16 protein-coding genes are annotated in these 16,972 nt (G+C 65.0%); 10 read left to right on the forward strand and 6 right to left on the reverse strand.

The features are described 5' to 3' along the window. Positions 1–94: 94 nt before the first annotated feature. Positions 95–1,498 carry a PPE family protein, SVP subgroup gene (locus AC5Y21_RS24565; protein ID WP_499916494.1) on the reverse strand — a complete coding sequence of 468 codons (1,404 nt, stop codon included), beginning with the start codon at positions 1,496–1,498 and terminating at the stop codon, positions 95–97. Between the two features lie 274 nt (positions 1,499–1,772). Here AC5Y21_RS24565 and AC5Y21_RS24570 point away from each other — a divergent pair, with 274 nt between their 5' ends. Continuing rightward, on the forward strand, positions 1,773–2,486 hold the full coding sequence (locus AC5Y21_RS24570) for a DUF899 domain-containing protein (protein WP_499916496.1): 714 nt from the start codon (positions 1,773–1,775) through the stop codon (positions 2,484–2,486). Between the two features lie 21 nt (positions 2,487–2,507). On the opposite strand, the gene AC5Y21_RS24575 is transcribed toward AC5Y21_RS24570, so the two are convergent. Both AC5Y21_RS24575 and AC5Y21_RS24580 read right to left on the reverse strand, forming a co-directional pair. Next, positions 2,508–4,043, reverse strand: coding sequence for an FAD-dependent oxidoreductase (locus AC5Y21_RS24575; RefSeq protein ID WP_499916498.1), 1,536 nt, complete (start codon positions 4,041–4,043; stop codon positions 2,508–2,510). A 60-nt stretch (positions 4,044–4,103) separates the two neighbouring features. Beyond that, a complete protein-coding gene (locus tag AC5Y21_RS24580; RefSeq protein WP_499916500.1) occupies positions 4,104–4,877 on the reverse strand; it encodes a hypothetical protein in 774 nt (257 codons plus the stop codon). An 87-nt stretch (positions 4,878–4,964) separates the two neighbouring features. Between AC5Y21_RS24580 and AC5Y21_RS24585 the strand changes: the two genes are divergently transcribed. From AC5Y21_RS24585 to katG, 3 genes are all read left to right on the forward strand, one after another. After that, on the forward strand, positions 4,965–6,209 hold the full coding sequence (locus AC5Y21_RS24585) for a L,D-transpeptidase (RefSeq protein ID WP_499916502.1): 1,245 nt from the start codon (positions 4,965–4,967) through the stop codon (positions 6,207–6,209). Positions 6,210–6,281: 72 nt separating this feature from the next. After that, a complete protein-coding gene (locus AC5Y21_RS24590) occupies positions 6,282–6,719 on the forward strand; it encodes a Fur family transcriptional regulator (RefSeq protein WP_499916504.1) in 438 nt (145 codons plus the stop codon). Positions 6,720–6,767: 48 nt separating this feature from the next. Then, positions 6,768–9,008 (forward strand): catalase/peroxidase HPI, encoded by a 2,241-nt coding sequence (katG, locus tag AC5Y21_RS24595; protein ID WP_499916506.1) that lies wholly within the window; start codon positions 6,768–6,770, stop codon positions 9,006–9,008. Positions 9,009–9,072: 64 nt separating this feature from the next. Here the strand turns inward: katG and AC5Y21_RS24600 are convergent, their stop codons facing one another. After that, on the reverse strand, positions 9,073–9,846 hold the full coding sequence (locus tag AC5Y21_RS24600; protein WP_499916522.1) for a glycerophosphodiester phosphodiesterase family protein: 774 nt from the start codon (positions 9,844–9,846) through the stop codon (positions 9,073–9,075). A 35-nt stretch (positions 9,847–9,881) separates the two neighbouring features. Continuing rightward, the gene (locus AC5Y21_RS24605) at positions 9,882–10,445 is read right to left on the reverse strand and encodes a carboxymuconolactone decarboxylase family protein (RefSeq protein ID WP_499916508.1); all 564 of its coding nucleotides are present in this window, start codon (positions 10,443–10,445) and stop codon (positions 9,882–9,884) included. 38 nt (positions 10,446–10,483) lie between these two features. On the opposite strand from AC5Y21_RS24605, the gene AC5Y21_RS24610 reads away from it, so the two are divergent. Together AC5Y21_RS24610 and AC5Y21_RS24615 are read left to right on the forward strand one after the other, a co-directional pair. Continuing rightward, on the forward strand, positions 10,484–10,834 hold the full coding sequence (locus AC5Y21_RS24610; protein ID WP_499916510.1) for a winged helix-turn-helix transcriptional regulator: 351 nt from the start codon (positions 10,484–10,486) through the stop codon (positions 10,832–10,834). 16 nt (positions 10,835–10,850) lie between these two features. Continuing rightward, a complete protein-coding gene (locus AC5Y21_RS24615) occupies positions 10,851–11,327 on the forward strand; it encodes a GNAT family N-acetyltransferase (RefSeq protein ID WP_499916512.1) in 477 nt (158 codons plus the stop codon). Positions 11,328–11,397: 70 nt separating this feature from the next. Here the strand turns inward: AC5Y21_RS24615 and AC5Y21_RS24620 are convergent, their stop codons facing one another. After that, entirely contained in the window at positions 11,398–12,189 is a 792-nt protein-coding gene (locus tag AC5Y21_RS24620; protein WP_499916514.1) for a DUF1906 domain-containing protein, read from the reverse strand. Positions 12,190–12,320: 131 nt separating this feature from the next. Here AC5Y21_RS24620 and AC5Y21_RS24625 point away from each other — a divergent pair, with 131 nt between their 5' ends. From AC5Y21_RS24625 to AC5Y21_RS24640, 4 genes are all read left to right on the forward strand, one after another. Next, positions 12,321–13,007 (forward strand): cutinase family protein, encoded by a 687-nt coding sequence (locus AC5Y21_RS24625; protein WP_499916524.1) that lies wholly within the window; start codon positions 12,321–12,323, stop codon positions 13,005–13,007. Positions 13,008–13,776: 769 nt separating this feature from the next. Beyond that, entirely contained in the window at positions 13,777–14,790 is a 1,014-nt protein-coding gene (locus tag AC5Y21_RS24630) for an NADP-dependent oxidoreductase (protein WP_499916516.1), read from the forward strand. A 17-nt stretch (positions 14,791–14,807) separates the two neighbouring features. Then, complete coding sequence (locus tag AC5Y21_RS24635; RefSeq protein WP_499916518.1) at positions 14,808–15,929, forward strand: Gfo/Idh/MocA family protein; 1,122 nt, start codon at positions 14,808–14,810, stop codon at positions 15,927–15,929. Next, positions 15,926–16,954 carry a Gfo/Idh/MocA family protein gene (locus AC5Y21_RS24640; RefSeq protein ID WP_499916520.1) on the forward strand — a complete coding sequence of 343 codons (1,029 nt, stop codon included), beginning with the start codon at positions 15,926–15,928 and terminating at the stop codon, positions 16,952–16,954. Before AC5Y21_RS24635 ends, AC5Y21_RS24640 begins: the two co-directional genes overlap by 4 nt. The last annotated feature ends 18 nt before the right edge of the window (positions 16,955–16,972 follow it).

A 16,972-nucleotide genomic window follows, 5' to 3' on the forward strand; every position in this document is an offset into this window, starting at 1 on the left:
TCCCGCAGGTCGTCGCGCATTGATGGCGACGCCGCCTACACGAGACTGCGTGCGGCAGAAGCGATTCGACTAACTAAGCTTGTGCTGGCTGCGGTCAGTGCGGCAGCAGCCGCTTCTTCTGCTCGTTGAATTCCTCGTCGGTGAGGATTCCCGCGTCGCGCAGGGAAGCCAATTCACGTAGTTCGGCGGCGATGCTGGTGATCGGGCCACCGGCCAGACCCTGCGGCGACGCCGTGGGCTCGGTCGGTTCCGTTGATTCACGCGTCGTCTTTGGTTCACGCTGTTCGGTTCCCTCACGGGGCTCCGTCGGCTTGGACGTCGGCGCTCCGACCCGTTCCCGGCGACCAGGGTCACCCGCGCCGCCGGTGCCGGCCATCGCCCGACCGGCCATACTTGCCACGGCCATCTGACCGAACAGGCTGCCGACGCCCTCCCCCGAGACTTCTGCGGCCGCGCCCACGCTGGTTGCCGGCAGCGCCAGTGCGAGGGGCCGTATCTCCGGTGCCGCCGCGGCCCAGCCCTGCGGCACCGACATCCCGCCGAGAATCTTCGACTCGCCCATGTTGGCCGCGAACACTGAGCCCGGGTTGGTAATCACCGGAAACGTCGTCGGCGGCGCCGCTGCGGTGCCCGGCCAGGCCTCGATTCCCGCCCAACCACTCACGATGTCATCGGTGTGGACACCGACGTAGTAACCGCCGACGTCGTAGGGAAGAGCCACCGTGCCGACGGCAAGTCCCGCGGCGCCGATTTCCGGATCGACGAGGACGCCACTCAGGTTCGCCAGCACGGCCAGCAGATCAAGGGGGCCCAGGGGCGGGTCGGCCGCAGCCGCCGGGCTCGCGAGGCTGTTCAGCGTGTTCGGCACCGCGGAGAACGTTTGCTGTACCGACGAGACGGCGCCCTGCGTCTTACCCGCAGTGGTGTTCAGCGCTTGGGCGACCGCCGACGATTGGCCCGTCTGCCCGCCCGGGTTGGTGTTCGAAGGCGGCTCGCTGAATGGCGCCAGCGACGCCGCCGACGCCGAGGAACCCGCATAGCCATACATTGCCCCCGCGTCCTGGGCCCACATTTCGGAGTATTGCGCCTCGGTAGTCGCTATCGCCGGAGTGTTCTGTCCGAGAATGTTCGTCGCGACCAGGGTCATCAGCAGGGTGCGGTTGGCTGCGACCACAGGAGGCGGCACCGTTTCGGCGAAGGCTGCCTCGTAGGCGACGGCGGCTGCCTGAGCCTGGGTGGCCGTCTGCTCCGCCTGCACAGCGGCGGTTCTCACCCACGCCACATAGGGGTAGGCCGCGGCGGCCATCGCCGCCGATGACGGGCCCAGCCACGGTCCAGCGGTCAATGCGCCGACCACGGACTGATATGCGCTTGCCGTCGTATGCAGCTCTGCCGCCAGTGCCTCCCAGGCCGCCGCGGCGACCAGCATCGGACCCGAGCCGGGTCCGGCATAGATCCGGGCAGAGTTGATCTCCGGCGGCAGTAACGCGAAGTCCATGTCGATTCCTCCGATCGGCAAAATGGGCCCCCAACGGCGCGGCTGCGGCGACGGCATGCTCTGCGGCGCGGCGACGAGCGAGCCAGCAAATAGTCGCATTCCTTTGAATACGGTATGTGCTGGCGATTAACGCTTGACTTATGACGCGCCAGCCAACTGTACAAGCCTTGGCGCTGAAACGTGAATCGGGCGCTAAGTCGTTTTAACGATGAATTTACGACCCGTCGGCAGTCATACCGTTGAGACCGGACAACCGACAGCAAAGGTGGATCTCATGTCCCCGAAGGCCCCAAAGGCCCCGAAGGCCAATGCCCTGCCGCCAATCGTCGATCACCAGACCTGGCGCGCCGCGCTCGACGAACTGCGCCTACGAGAGAAGGCGGCCACCCGCGAACTGGATGCGATCGCCGCCCAGCGGCGCCGGCTGCCGATGGTCGAACTGCCCGACTACACCCTGATCGGCGCCGGCGGGACCATCCGTCTGGTCGACGTGTTCGGCGGCCGCGCTCAGCTAGTCGTCTACCACCACATGTGGACCGACGGCGCGGACTGGCAGTGCGGTGGGTGCACCGGCTTCACGTCGCAGTTCACCCGGTTGGAGTTCCTCGACAACTACGACGCGCGCTTCGTCATCGTCACCAACGGGCCGATCGAAGAGGCCCTCGCCTACCGGCGCAAGGTCGGCAATCGGATGGAGTGGTATTCGTCGTCGCGCAGCCCGTTCTCCGCCGATATGGACGCACCGCCCGGTGGGGGCTTCGCGGTAAACGTGTTTTTGCGCGACGGCGACAGGGTGTACCGCACCTGGCATACGACGGGGCGTGGCACCGAGCAGCTCAGCCATTCATTCGGGCTCATCGACATCCTGCCGTGGGGTCGCCAGGAGGAATGGCTCGATTCTCCGGACGGATGGCCGTCGCGGCCGACATACTCCGGCTGGCTCGATTCGCCCGAGATAGCCGCGGCTTATGGGAGCGAGCAGACGTAAAAGCCCCCAAAACCGTCAATCTCAGGGAGCTTTCACGTCTGCTCGCCGGTCCGCGGTGAGGTCCCGGGTTGCCGGCCCTTCCAGCAGCGTGCCGTCTGGCGCGAACCGCGAGCCGTGCAGGGGGCATTCCCACGCCTTGTCGGCGTCGTTCCAGTTCACGATCCCACCGAGGTGCGGGCACACCGGCGAAACACGGTGCTCGGTGCCATTGACCCGGCATCTGGCTTCCAGGTGCCACGGTGGTCCGCTGACCACGCCGCCCTCGTCCTTCTTCGGGCTGCGACGGCCGGTGCGCATGGCCGGAGTGATCCAGCCTTTGGTCAAGTTGAATCCCACCTCGGCGTTGGACTGCATGGCAGTCACCAGACCCGTCAACTCGTGGCGGCTCCAACTGGCGAAGGCGCTGGACCAGTCCATCCGCCCACCCAGCATGCGGCTCGACAGCGCCAGCGCCGCGGCAGCGCCGTTCGTCATACCCCATTTGTTGAAACCCGTTGCCACGAAGATGCTTTCGTTGTTGGGCAAGATGGGGCCGACGTACGGCAGCTCGTCGATCGGGGTGTAGTCCTGCGCCGACCAAAAGTGGGTCTGCGTTGCGCCCGGGTAATGTGTGCGCGCCCAGGACGCCAGCTCATCCAGCGCTTTGGCCGGACTCTTCTCACGGCCCACGGTGTGACCCGCACCCCCCACGAGCAGCCGCTCCCCGTCGCCGAACGGCGCGTAGCGCACCGAACGCGTTGGCGAGTCGGCCGAAATCATCATCGGTCTGGTGATGCTGCCGTCGGGCACTTTGAACGCGAAGCAGTAGGAGCGGCTGGGCTTGACGCGGGCGAAGTAACCGCCGCGGTCCAGGATCGGGATTCCGGTGGCAAGTACGATCTGCGCCGCCTCGATCTCGAGCTCCTCCCCCGCGGGTGTATTGACTTGTGCGCGCAAGCCTTTGCCCTTACTGGACACCCGCCGCACCCGGGTCTGCTCGATCAGCCGTCCGCCCCGCTTGATCAACTCGCCGGCCAACGAGTCCAAGAAGGGCATGGGGTCGAATTGTGCTTGGTCGGGCAGTCGCACGCCGCCGTGGTACGGAAACGGCACCTCGGCGTCGTCGTCCCACACGACCGGCAGCCCCGCGGCCCGGCATGCCTCTAGTTCGGCTCGTGCCGACGCCACGCCCTTGCTGGATTGCGCGTAGGTGTAGGCATCCTCGCGCTGCACCGCCACACCGTGTGTCGCACAGTGGTCGAGCACCCATTGCTGCCCCTCGCGATTGCCCGTCACGTAAGCACGGGCGGTGTCTTCGCCATGCTTTGCGAGGATCTTCGACATGGTGCTGCCCTGCAGCAAGCTGATCTTTGCGGTCGTGTTTCCGGTGGCACAGGCACCGACGGTGCGCGCCTCCAGCACCAGAACGTCCTTGCCGGCACGCGCCAGCAGCACCGCAGTCATCAGTCCGGTGATTCCCGCGCCGACGACGATGACATCGGCGGATAGCGGGCCGTCGTCAATCTGGTTTGGGGTCCAAGGTGGTTCGGTTCGATCGGCAAGCCACAGAGAAGTCACAGCTGGCCTAGTACCCCGGCACGCCACCAGGAAACGTGACCCGACACCATCTGAGCCGTGTTATGCCCGCCTCAGCTGGGCCTTTGCTGCGTTCAGTGATTCGGCGGCGGCCTGGCTGCCCTGCCTTGCTTTGTTATAGCGGGTCTCGGCGACTTTCAGCTCGCGTTCGGCCTTTCGCAGGCTTGTCAAAGCGTCGTCTCGACGCAGTTGAGCGGCAGCGCGTTCCGCTTTTCGCTCGGACAGTTCCTCGTCGGCTTCCGCCTTGGCACTCTCGGCGGCAGCAACGGCCGCTCTCAGCTTCGCCAGCCGCCGTTTCGCCGGCTCGGCATCCGATGTCGTGGCCTTTGTGACTGTTGCTGGGAGAACAGCATCGCTGAACGCGCCGAAACCGGACCACCGCTCGGGCTTGCTCAATCGACCTAATCGCGCCCTGACGTCGGTGTCGGCGATCGCGGCCTGCAATGTGCCGATCACATCGTCACGCACCGCCGCCGAGGGGCTCTTCACGTCGGCTGCCCCGAATGCGGCTTGAGCGAGGTTGTTGATCAGTCCGTGCTGCTCGGCGGACAGCTCCCGAATGGCATCGCCATCCATCGATTCGTGTGCGGCCCGCAGGCGATCGCCCAGGGTGCCCAGCCGCTGTTTGGTGTTTCCGTGCTGCAGCGCGAGGCGGTTCACTATCCAGGCCGCCATCGTCGGTTTGCGCGCCGCAGATATCCGTTTGGCGGCGTCGGCGTCGCCGCGGTCCTTGGCTGCCGCGGCCAACTGGGAGCGCCGCGCTGTGAATGCGTCCGGCGGTACCAAATACAGACTGTCCACTTCGTCGTCGGCCATTACGCCATGATCTCTCTCGTTTGCCCGTCCGGCCGGGTGAGCAACCGCTCGGTTTCAGAGCGGAGGTCCCTGGCTATGTGATCCACAATGATGTCCAAGAACGGCTGGCTCCGCCGGCTGCTGCTGTGCGTGTTCGTCCTCATCGGCGTGGTCGGCGCGTTCCAGATTGCCTCCTTACCGCATTGCCCGGGCGGACACTGTGTCGTCAATCCTTCGAAACCCGCTGAGCCAGCGCAGGTGCGGATCACGCCCGGCCCCAACGCACACAACGTCGACCCGGTGGCCCATGTCGCGGTAGAAGCCACCTCGGGAACGCTGACCGATGTCCGCATGGTCAACGACGCCGGCAAAACGATCGAGGGCGTCATGACTCCGGATCAGACCGTCTGGAAACCCACCGCACCCTTGGGCTACGGACGCACCTACACGCTGACGGTCACCAGCCGCGGCTTCAACGGCGTTGCGTCGACTCAAGTCTCGTCGTTCGCCACATTGCAACCGTCCAATCAGACCAAGGTTTCGTTTACCACCACGTCAGAGGCGGCGTTACGGGAGGGCGGGACGTATGGCGTCGGGACGGTGGTGGTCGCCCACTTCGACGAGCAGATCGCCGACCGCGCTGCCGCCGAGCGACAGCTGACGGTGACCACCAACCCCACGGTCCAAGGGTCATGGCTCTGGGCAGACGACCAGAACGCCCACTGGCGGCCAGAGCACTACTATGCACCAGGCACCACCATCACCGCCGAAGCCAAGATCTATGGAATTTCGTTGGGTGGCGGTCTATTTGGACAAGAAGATAGCCGGGTGTCGTTCCGGATCGGCGACGCGCACATATCGATCGCCGACGACGCCACCAAATTGGTCAGCGTCTTCGACAACGGCGCACTGGTCCGCACCATGCCCACGTCGATGGGGATGGGTGGCACTGAAACGATCGGTACGCAGACGGTGTCGTTCTGGACTCCGCCAGGCGTCTATACGGTGCTCGACAAGGGCAACCCCGTGGTGATGGATTCCTCGACGTTCGGGCTGCCCAAGAACTCCCGTCTCGGATATCGGGAGACCATCAACTACGCCACCCGAATCAGCACCGACGGCATTTATCTGCACCAACTCAACGCGACGGTGTGGGCACAGGGCCACACCGACACCTCGCACGGATGCCTGAACCTCAACGGCGACAACGCGAAATGGTTCTATGACTTCTCGATACCGGGTGACGTCGTCGAGGTTCGCAATAGCGGCGGACCACCATTGAAACTCGGCCAGAACGGCGACTGGACGCTCACCTGGGATCAGTGGCGTCAAGGCAGCGCGCTGAAGCGCTGACCGCACAAATCTCCAGCGCACGGTCCTGTACAAAGTCTTGACCGATTCCAGAAAAGGGCGCATATTGGGGAGGTGTCCTCAACGGATTACGCGGAACAGCTGCGGTCGGCTGATCTGCGTGTGACCCGGCCCAGGCTCGCCGTGCTAGAAGCAGTGAACGCCCATCCACACGCCGACACCGAGACAATCTTCTCGGCGGTTCGCCTCGGCTTGCCCGATGTCTCCCGCCAGGCCGTATACGACGTGCTGAATGCGCTGACCGCGGTGGGTCTGGTTCGGCGGATCCAGCCCTCTGGTCTGGTTGCCCGCTACGAGTCCCGCGTCGGCGACAACCATCACCACCTGGTATGCCGGTCCTGCGGAGTCATCGCCGACATCGACTGTGCTGTCGGCGAAGCGCCGTGCTTGACCCCCGCGGACACCGACGACGTCCTGGATGGTTTCGTTCTCGACGAGGCCGAAGTCATCTATTGGGGCGTGTGTCCTGATTGCTCGACAGCCGTTTCCTGATCACAACCGTGGTCACAGCCCGATTCACTAACACCCGGAAGGAATGCTGTGTCATCTGATACATCCGATAGCCGCCCACCCCAGGCAGACACGAAGACGGCTAGCACCAGCGAGAGTGAAAACCCGGCCATCCCCTCGCCCAAGCCGAAGGCGCATGCGCCCCTGACGAATCGGGACTGGTGGCCCGACCAGGTCGACGTTTCCCTGCTCCACCCGCACTCACCGCAGGCCAATCCGCTCGGTGAGGACTTCGACTACGCCGAAGAGTTCGCCAAGCTCGACGTCGACGCGCTCAAGGCAGACCTGATCTCGCTGATGACCACCTCACAGGACTGGTGGCCCGCCGACTACGGCCACTACGGCGGCCTGTTCATCCGGATGAGCTGGCACGCTGCCGGCACCTACCGCATCCACGACGGCCGCGGCGGCGGCGGTCAGGGTCTGCAACGGTTCGCACCGCTCAACAGCTGGCCGGACAACGCGAGCCTGGACAAAGCGCGCCGGCTGCTGTGGCCGGTGAAGAAGAAGTACGGCAACAAGATCTCCTGGGCGGACCTGATCATCTTGGCCGGGAACGTGGCTCTGGAGTCGATGGGGTTCCAGACGTTCGGCTTCGCGTTCGGCCGTGAAGACGTCTGGGAGCCCGAAGAGATCCTCTTCGGCGAAGAGGACGAGTGGTTGGGCACCAACAAGCGCTACTCCGGCGAGCGGAACCTCGCGGAGCCTTACGGTGCAACCACGATGGGACTGATCTACGTCAATCCCGAAGGGCCGGAAGGCAAACCGGATCCGATCGCGGCGGCCGTGGACATCCGTGAGACGTTCGGCCGGATGGCGATGAACGACGAGGAGACCGCTGCACTCATCGTGGGTGGCCACAGCTTTGGCAAGACCCACGGCGCCGGCGATGCCGATTTGGTCGGTCCGGAGCCGGAGGCCGCCCCGGTCGAACAACAGGGGCTTGGCTGGAAGAGTTCCTACGGCAGCGGCCGGGGTAAGGACGCCATCACCAGTGGCCTGGAGGTGGTGTGGACGCCTACCCCGACGAAGTGGGACAACTCCTTCCTGGAGACCTTGTACGGCTACGAGTGGGAGCTCACCAAGAGCCCGGCGGGTGCTTGGCAGTTCACGGCCAAGGATGGCGCCGGTGCGGGCACCATCCCCGACCCGTTCGGTGGGCCGGGACGCGCTCCGACGATGCTGGTCACCGACATCTCGTTGCGTGAGGACCCGGTCTACGGCCCGATCACGCGGCGTTGGCTGGACCACCCCGAGGAGTTGACCGAGGCGTTCGCCAAGTCGTGGTACAAGTTGCTGCACCGCGACATGGGACCGATTTCGCGGTACCTGGGTCCCTGGGTTGCCGAGCCGCAACTGTGGCAGGACCCGGTACCCACGGTGGACCATGAGCTGGTCGACGAGAAGGACGTCGCGGCGCTGAAGAGCAAGGTGCTCGAGTCTGGCCTGACCGTTCCGCAGCTGGTCAAGACGGCGTGGTCGTCGGCGTCCAGCTTCCGGCGCACCGACAAGCGGGGCGGTGCCAACGGGGCGCGGCTGCGTCTCGAGCCGCAGCGCAACTGGGAGGCCAACGAACCCTCCGAGCTGGACAAGGTGCTGCCTGTGCTGGAGCGGATCCAGCAGGAGTTCAACAACTCGGCGTCCGGTGGGAAGAAGATTTCGCTGGCCGACGTGATCGTGCTGGCTGGGTCGGCGGCGGTCGAGAAGGCAGCCAAAGACGCCGGCTATGAGATCACGGTGCATTTCGCCCCTGGCCGTACCGATGCTTCGCAGGAAAACACCGATGTGGAGTCGTTCGCGGTCCTCGAACCGCGTGCCGACGGGTTCCGCAACTATGTGCGGCCGGGTGAGAAGGCTCCGCTCGAGCAGCTGCTGGTCGAGCGGGCGTACTTGCTGGGTGTGACCGCGCCGGAGTTGACGGTGCTCGTGGGTGGTCTGCGTGCTCTCGGCGCCAACCACGGCGGCAGCAAGCACGGTGTGTTCACGGACCGACTCGGGACCTTGACCAACGACTTCTTCGTCAACCTGCTCGACATGGGCACCGAGTGGAAGGCGTCGGAGACCGCGGAGAACGTCTATGAGGGCCACGATCGTGCCTCGGGCGCTCGCAAGTGGACCGCGACCGCGAATGACCTTGTGTTCGGCTCGAACTCGGTGCTGCGCGCACTTGTGGAGGTGTACGCGCAGGACGACAACCAGGGAAAGTTCGTCGAGGACTTCGTCGCGGCCTGGGTCAAGGTCATGAACAACGACCGGTTCGATCTCAAGTAACACGCGAGTCCGATCGTGCGACACCCCGTGAGCCAAGGCTCGCGGGGTGTCGTGCATTACGGCGCTAGAGCGGGCACCATTCGCCGCGGGCAACCAGCACATCACGAAGTAGGTCCGCGCGATCGCTGATGATCCCGTCCACCTGGATGTCGAAAAGTGCATGCATGGCAACGGGGTCGTTGACCGTCCAAGCGTGCACCTGGCGTCCCGAATCATGCAGAGCCCGAACCAATCCCCCGGGCGTGATGATGGGTACACCGCCAATCCGTGGCGGCAGTTGGACACAGTCGCTGTCGTGCAACATGCGCCACGCATACGCTCGACTTGCACGCGTTCTCGCCGCCAAGAGCGCCGAGAACGCTCCGGTGCCTGCCGAACTGGCAACCCGTCGGGACAGCAGACGCAACGCGCGCCGTCGACGACGATCGGAAAACGACGTGACCAGCACTCGGTCGTGGGCGTTCAATCGTTCGATCACATCAACGGTCGGCTCGACGGCAGACGCCGCCTTGATGTCGATGTTGATCCGCATGTCCGGCAGCGCGGTAAGGAGATCTTCCAAGGTCGGAATCGGCTCCCCTGCACCCAAATCGGCTTTACGAACGTCGCGCCAAGACAACTCGTCGACCGCGCCGGACACTCCCCACTGCGGGCGGAGCCGACGGTCGTGCAGGATCACCGCTACGTCGTCCCGGGTTGCGCGGACGTCCGTCTCGATATAACGAAATGCGAGCTCTGCCGCCTGCTGAAACGCCCCCATGCTGTTCATCGGCAGTCTGAAGGACGTAAATCCCCTGTGCGCCATGGCAATCCGTCCGGCACCGCGAAGAAACTCCACGGCGCACAGGTCGCCATCGTCCATCAGCCAAGTATTCACCCGCGCGGGAAGGTGCGGGCTCCATTTTCGAGCGGCAAACGCAGCGAATTCACCAGATAGCTCACCATTCGGTAGGTACCGGCGAGCATCAGCAGCTCCAGCATCGCGTCGTCACTGTGATAGGTGCTCAACTGCGCCCAGAGATCGTCGTCGACGGTGCAGCTGCTGTGCAGGCTGTCGCAGAGTCGGATCAGGACGCGATCCGCGTTATCCCAGCAGTCGTCCTGAGACCCACCGAGGGCCAGCGAGACGATCTGCTCCTCGCTCAGGTCCGCCTTGGCCGCGAAGGCGCTGACGTGCACTCCCCACTCGTATTCCGCGCCGCATGTAGCAGTGACCCTGTCGATCACGATCTCGCGCTGACGGATCGTCAGGTGTCCCCGGTCGAGCAGGCCCGAATTGAAGAACTTGAAAAACAACCGGCGGTCCCGGGCCATCGTGGTGAACAGCAGCAGTGGCGGGTTGCCTCGCATGATGTCGTCGATGGCCTGCTGGATGTCGGCGGACAGGGGTGGGTCGGCAGGTTTAATGCGCGCGCTATGGTTTTTGTAGCATTCCATGTTGGCACTCTACGCGCTGATGCTACAAAATGTGAAGCATGCCAACTCCACGGATTGGATCACCAACACGGGGATCCGCCTCTGGACGGCCGATCATGGTCGCCCTCGACGCCCTTGGCCGGCGCGGCGCACTGCGGGTCCTGTGGGAATTGCGCGGCGAGCCATTGACCTTTCGCGCCCTTCAGGCGGCGTCGGAGATGAATCCCGGGTCGCTCAACACCCGCCTCAAGGAGCTGCGCGAGCTACAGATCGTCGACCATTCCGACGGCGGCTATCACCTAACCGACCATGGGTGCTCGCTGATGGCGGCGCTGAAACCACTTCAAGCCTGGGCCGACGACTGGGCGCAACGTCCCGACTGTCAGCAGCGATCACACCGCCGTGGCTGACTATCGAGTTGTGCCCATGACGACCGCGCACGCCCAAGCCGTGTTGGCGATCTACCAGGACGGCGTCGACAGCGGGGACGCCACCTTCGAAGCCGAGGCACCGGACTGGAGCAGCTTCGATGCGGAGCACCTGCGGCAGCACCGCTTCGTGGCCATCGACGCCACCGGAGGTGTGGTGGGATGGGTTGCCGCATTAGCGGTTTCATCACGAGCCGTCTACGCCGGGGTCGTGGAACACAGCGTCTATGTCGCCGGCGCCGCCCGCGGCGACGGCATCGGGTCGTTGCTGCTTCAGGCGTTGATCGAGTCCAGCGAAAAGGCCGGAATCTGGACACTGCAATGTGGGGTGTTCCCGGAGAACGCCGCCAGTCTCGCGCTGCATGCGAGCGCGGGTTTCCGCGTTGTCGGGACACATGAACGGCTCGGTCAACACCACGGCCGGTGGCGTGACGTCATTCTGCTGGAACGCCGCAGCCCTCGCGTGGGGCGATAAAGCCTGCGCGAGCAGACGCAAAATCGCCCAAAATCCGCCCGGGATTGGGCGATTTTGCGTCTGCTCGCGGTCAGCGATCGAGAGCCCACTGCCCGAAGTCGGCCGCAAGGACGTCGTCGACGTCGACCTTTATGCCGCCCAGGACGGGACCCTCGAGAATTGCCTGATAGAGCACCGCAGCAGGCTCGCGTTCCCCGTGTGACCACGTCTTCGTCTGCCATGCCCACCGGCGTCCCGCCGTGGTTGAGTGGCCGATCACGTTGTCTCTGACCGCCCACCCGCATGCCTGGGCATGCCCATAGATGCCGGTGCGCCCTCCCAGTACCGAGTTGATGCCCCGGAACCACTCGACGGCAACGCTGTTCCAGGTGTTGAGGTCGATATTGTCATCGACACTGAAGAAGATCGGCGCCGAATTGGGCCCCCCGGCCGCGGCGTGCAACCGCTGAGCCGTCTGAGCGTCTGCCACGCCGCCGTCGTACCCGCGGGTGAAATCCGACGGCGCCGGCCAACCGGGCTTGCCGTACTGGAAATTGCTGACGATATGAAGGCCGGCAGCGCGTAGCGCGTCGGCGTACTCGCGGGTGATTGGCTTTGCCTCGAAGTTCGCGCCGGGACGCGACTCGGAGACATAGTTCACCACCCCGTCATAGCCCGCCGACTTGATCTCGTTGGGCGCGATCCTGCGCTCCGCAAAGTCGATGAGTTTCATATCGGCGGCCGATGCCTTTGGCGGGTGCATCGTCGCGGCCATCGTTCCCAGGCTCAGAAGAGCCGGGGCGGAAAGCGAATATTTGAGGACTTCGCGTCTGGAAACAGATCGCTGTCCCCCGCGTCCTTGGGGCTCAGCGCAATGGTGCACCGCGAGATGGTAGCAAAATCGGGCCAGGCAGAACGAGGTGACTAAGCCAATCTCATGGTGACGGAGCGCCAACCTTTCATGCGCCTCAGCGGCCGCGGCGCGATCGCTTTAACATCGGTGCTGTGCCCCTCATGTTTGCTCGAAAATCGGTTGTTGCCGGCGTGGCTCCCGTTGTCGTCGCCGCCGTATTGATGTTCACGGCCGTAGTGTTGCCGTCCGGTGCGCCAGGCGCCCCACCCTTGGCCGCCGCCGCGAATTGTCCGAAGGTGCAGGTTGTTTTCGCCCGCGGGCGATTGGAATCGCCGGGACCCGGCGTGCTGGGCAACGCGTTCATCAACGCACTCAGCTCCAGGGTCGGGGGAAGGAGCTTCGGCTCGTATGCCGTGCGATACCCCGCCGACACCCAGGTCGACATCGGCGCCAACGACATGAGCCAGCACGTCCAGTACATGATCAACAACTGCCCGGACACCCGGCTGGTATTGGGCGGCTACTCGTTGGGCGCGGCGGTCACCGACGTGGTGCTCGCGGTGCCCATCGCCGCGTTCGGCTTCGACAACCCCCTCCCAGAGGGCGCCGATCAGCACATCGCCGCTGTCGCATTGTTCGGCAACGGTAGCCAGTGGGCGGGTCCGATCACGAACTTCAACCCGATCTACAACGACCGGACCATCGAGCTGTGCCATGGCGCGGATCCGATCTGCAACCCGGCCGACCCGAACACCTGGAAAGAGAACTGGCCGCAACACCTCGCTAGTGCATACGTCCAGGCAGGTATGGCCGACCAGGCCGCAGACTTCGTTGCAGGCAAGCTTTAGCCAGGCGAGATCCAACGGAACGGCGCCGCGGCGGCACGCTGCGCTGGATCCGTCGGGCAGCCAACAGCAGGCCCAGGCTGATCGCGCGTTTGCCCAACGCCACCCGGCTCGTTCGTTGTTTCCAGGTTGAAGGCGTCGAGCCGGCGCGACGGCCGAAGTGGTAGCCGATGCACAGCGAGGTCACCAGCGCGGGAACAACCGCAAGCGCTGTCATGGAGATGAGCGTCCTTCGTCGCTGTCGCGACGAGGTCACAGGACAGATACACCTCAGCCAATAAGACGGATCCGGCGCCCTTTCTCACATTGGCGACGACGGAATCGACCTAGCGGGTTCGGTCAGCGAATCCTGCTGATAGCGGCTGCGGATCGTCAGCTTGCGCGGCAGCGCGCTCCTGCTTGGCCAGAAAAGAAGGATGGCGGCGCATCGCTTCCAGGCGCGCATGTTCCCGCCGCTGAGCCGCAGCCCACGCGGGAAGGAAAACTACCGTCGCACCCGTTGCATTCGCCACGATCGCCAACTCTCTGTAAAGAACAACCCTCGCCCGCATTGGATGTGCGACGGTTGAGCCCACGACAATGTGGTCCGTGACCCCTTGAGTAATGATGGCCAGGTAATCCTGTGATGTATCCATTGCGATCCTGAGATTTAGCCGTGAATTCCGCGTAAATCCTTCACCCAGCAGACGCAAAAGCCCCGAAAACTGCCGGTTTAGGGGGCTTTTGCGTCTGCTCGGCCACGTGGCCGAGACCGTCCGGTAGCGTGCGGCTCATGCCCGATCGAAACCGTCGCTTCCTGCTCCGCGAGCGCCCCTCGGGACGCATCGGCCCCAACACCTTCGAACTCAGCGAGGAGCCAATTCCAGAGATCGGCGACGGCGAGGCGCTGGTCCGCGTCGACTGGATCTCGCTCGATCCGACCAACCGCATGTGGATCAACGACACCCCGACGTACCTGCCTCCGGTCGGCATCGGCGAGGTGATGCGCGCCGGCGGGGTCGGCGAGGTCGTCGAGTCGAAGAATCCGAGCTATCCGGTCGGACAGATCGTGCAAGGCCTCGTGGGCTGGCAGGAGTACGTGGTCGCCTCCGACACGATGCCGCTGCTTCCGGTCGACGTTGCCGACGGCGTCTCACCGAGTGCCTACATGGGTGCGCTCGGGATGACCGGCCTCACCGCGTGGCTCGGGATCCGCGACATCGGCAAGCCGAAGCCGGGCGAGACGGTCGTCGTCTCGGCCGCGGCGGGTGCGGTCGGCTCCGTCGCCGGGCAACTCGCCAAGGCCGACGGCGCCCGCGTCGTCGGGATCGCCGGCGGTCCGGAGAAGTGTGCGCTGCTGACCGAACAACTCGGCTTCGACGCGGCCGTCGACCACCGCGCCGACGACTGGGCCGCCCAACTGGCCGCCGCCACCCCCGACGGCATCGACGTCGATTTCGAGAACGTCGGCGGGGCCATCATGGATGCGATCTTCGCACGCCTCAACATTGGCGCGCGCGTCGCACTCTGCGGTCTGATCTCCGGCTACAACTCGGCCGACCCGCCCCCGGGGCCACGCGCGTTCGGGAACCTGCTGATTCAGCGTGCGACAGTGCAGGGCTTCATCGTCCTCGACCACTTCGGCCGCGCGCCGGAGGCCATCGGCGAGATCGCCGGCCTGATCACCGAGGGCAGGCTGACGCCGCTCGAGACCGTCGTCGAGGGCTTCGAGCAGCTACCGGAGGCGATCAACATGCTGTTCGACGGCAAGAACGTCGGCAAGCTCATGGTCAAGACGTCCGGGTAGGGCAGGAGACACGACCTGTGGGCGACGCGGGGAGACCCCGAAGCGGTGTGATCGGCGTGGGCATGGTCGGCTCGGTCCACGCCCACGCCGTGCAGTGGGCAGGCGGCGCGCTGACGGCCGTGGCCGGCAGCAGTCGCGAGAGCAGTCGCGCCGCGTGCGAGCGACTGAACGCGAGTCGGGCGGCCACGGCGGAAGAGATCGTCCACGCCGACGATGTCGACGTGGTGCACGTGTGCACGCCCAACCATCTGCACCATGACGTGGTTCTGGCCGCGTTGGCCGCGGGCAAGCATGTGATCTGCGAAAAGCCTTTGGCCACAACTCTTGCGGACGCTCAAGAGCTCGCCGCGGCCGCAGCACAGTCGGAGCTGGTCACTGCGGTGCCCTTCGTGTACCGCAGCTACGCGTCCGTGCGCGAAGCGCGAGAGCGGATCGGTCAGGTCTCGCCGTGGCTGATTCACGGGGGTTATTTGCAGGACTTCAAGGCGCAGGCCAAACCCGGCGGGTGGCGTTCCGATCCCGCACTGGCTGGTGACTCGCTGACGTTCGGAGATATCGGTTCGCACTGGTGCGACTTGATGGAATTCGTTACCGGACAGCGCATCACGGCCGTCAGCGCGGTGCAAGGCTCGTCCAGTCCCGACCACCGCGAGCGACAGGACGGTGTGATTGTCCTGTTCCGTACCGACCGCAACGCGGTCGGCAGCGTCATTGTCAGTCAGACCTCGCCCGGTCGTAAGAACCAGCTGTACTTCTCGTTCGACGGCCGGGACAACGCGGTGATGTTCGACCAGGAGCGTCCCGATCAGCTGACCGTCGGCGGGCTGCGCGCCAGCACGGTTGTCCTTCGGGAAAGTACGGCGCTCTCGCCGCCTGCCGCCGAGTACTCTGTCTTGCCCGGCGGGCACCCGCAGGGCTATCAGGACTGTTTCAACCTGTTCGTGGCCGACGTCTATCGGGCGGTCCGGTCCGGACAGGTGCCCGACGGACTGGCCAGCTTCGCTGACGGACTGCGCGCGGCCTACATCGATGCAGCGGTGGCCGCGTCGATAGCCGGCGGCGACTGGGTGGAGGTGCCACCGATCACGGGGTCGGCGGCCGCGGGCAGCGCCAAAAGCGTTGGCGGGCCGGCTCGATGACCACCTATTCCGCGATTCGCCTGGCCGTGATCGGGCTCGGCGGAATGGGGCGATTCCATCTCGATACCTTCCGGTCGTTGGCGCCGTGGGTGCAGGTCTGCGCGATCGCCGACCCCTACCGTCAATTCGTCGATCAATGCGGGTCGCTGGCGCCGGGCGCGACGATGTTCGACGACCCGATCGAATGCTTGGACTCCGGCGGCATCGATGCCGCCGTGGTAGCCACGGCGGATGCCACGCACTACGACATCGCCCGAGCCTGTGTCGACCGCAGAATCCCGGTGCTGTGCGAAAAGCCGTTGACCACTTCGGCGCAGCACTCGCTGGACCTCGTGCGCGCCGAGCAGCAGTATGGCAGCAGGCTGGTACAGGTGGGTTTCATGCGGCGCTACGACGCCGGCTACCGGCAGATGAAGCGCACGCTGGCCAGCGGTCAGGCCGGTACGCCCATGCTGGTGCAGCATCGCCATCACAATCCCTCGGGCGCAATTGATTTCGACGTCACACAGCTGATCTCCAGCTCAGCCCCTCATGACATCGATCTCTTTCGCTGGTTCACCGAAGAGGAAGTCGCCGAAGTATCCTGCGCCGTCAAACGCAGCAATGACGGTGCGGCCGTGACCATCCTGCTCAACCTGCGGTCGGTGACGGGCATCCTGGGACTCTCCGAAATCGGGCGCGGCCCGGGGTTGCGGTACGAGATCGGCTCCGAGGTCGTCGCCAGCGCCGGTTCGATCAGTTTGGGGATACCGAGCCAACTCACCCGCGCCGTCGATGGAACACGCGCAGGGACGTTCCTCCCGGACGACTGGATCACGCGTTTCGACGGTGCCTATCGGGCGCAAAACGTCGACTGGGCGGGATCGTTGGCCCGCAACACGCTCACCGGACCTACGGCCTACGACGGGTACGCCAACAATGCCGTGGTCCATGCCGCGCTTCAGGCACTCGAAACCGGCCAGACCGTCGCCGTCGACCAAGTCCCACCCAGCTCACCGCACACCGACCGCGAGGACGTGGCCTGACTGTCCGGCCCCCGAAAC

Source organism: Mycobacterium sp. NGS41 (genome assembly GCF_059812725.1).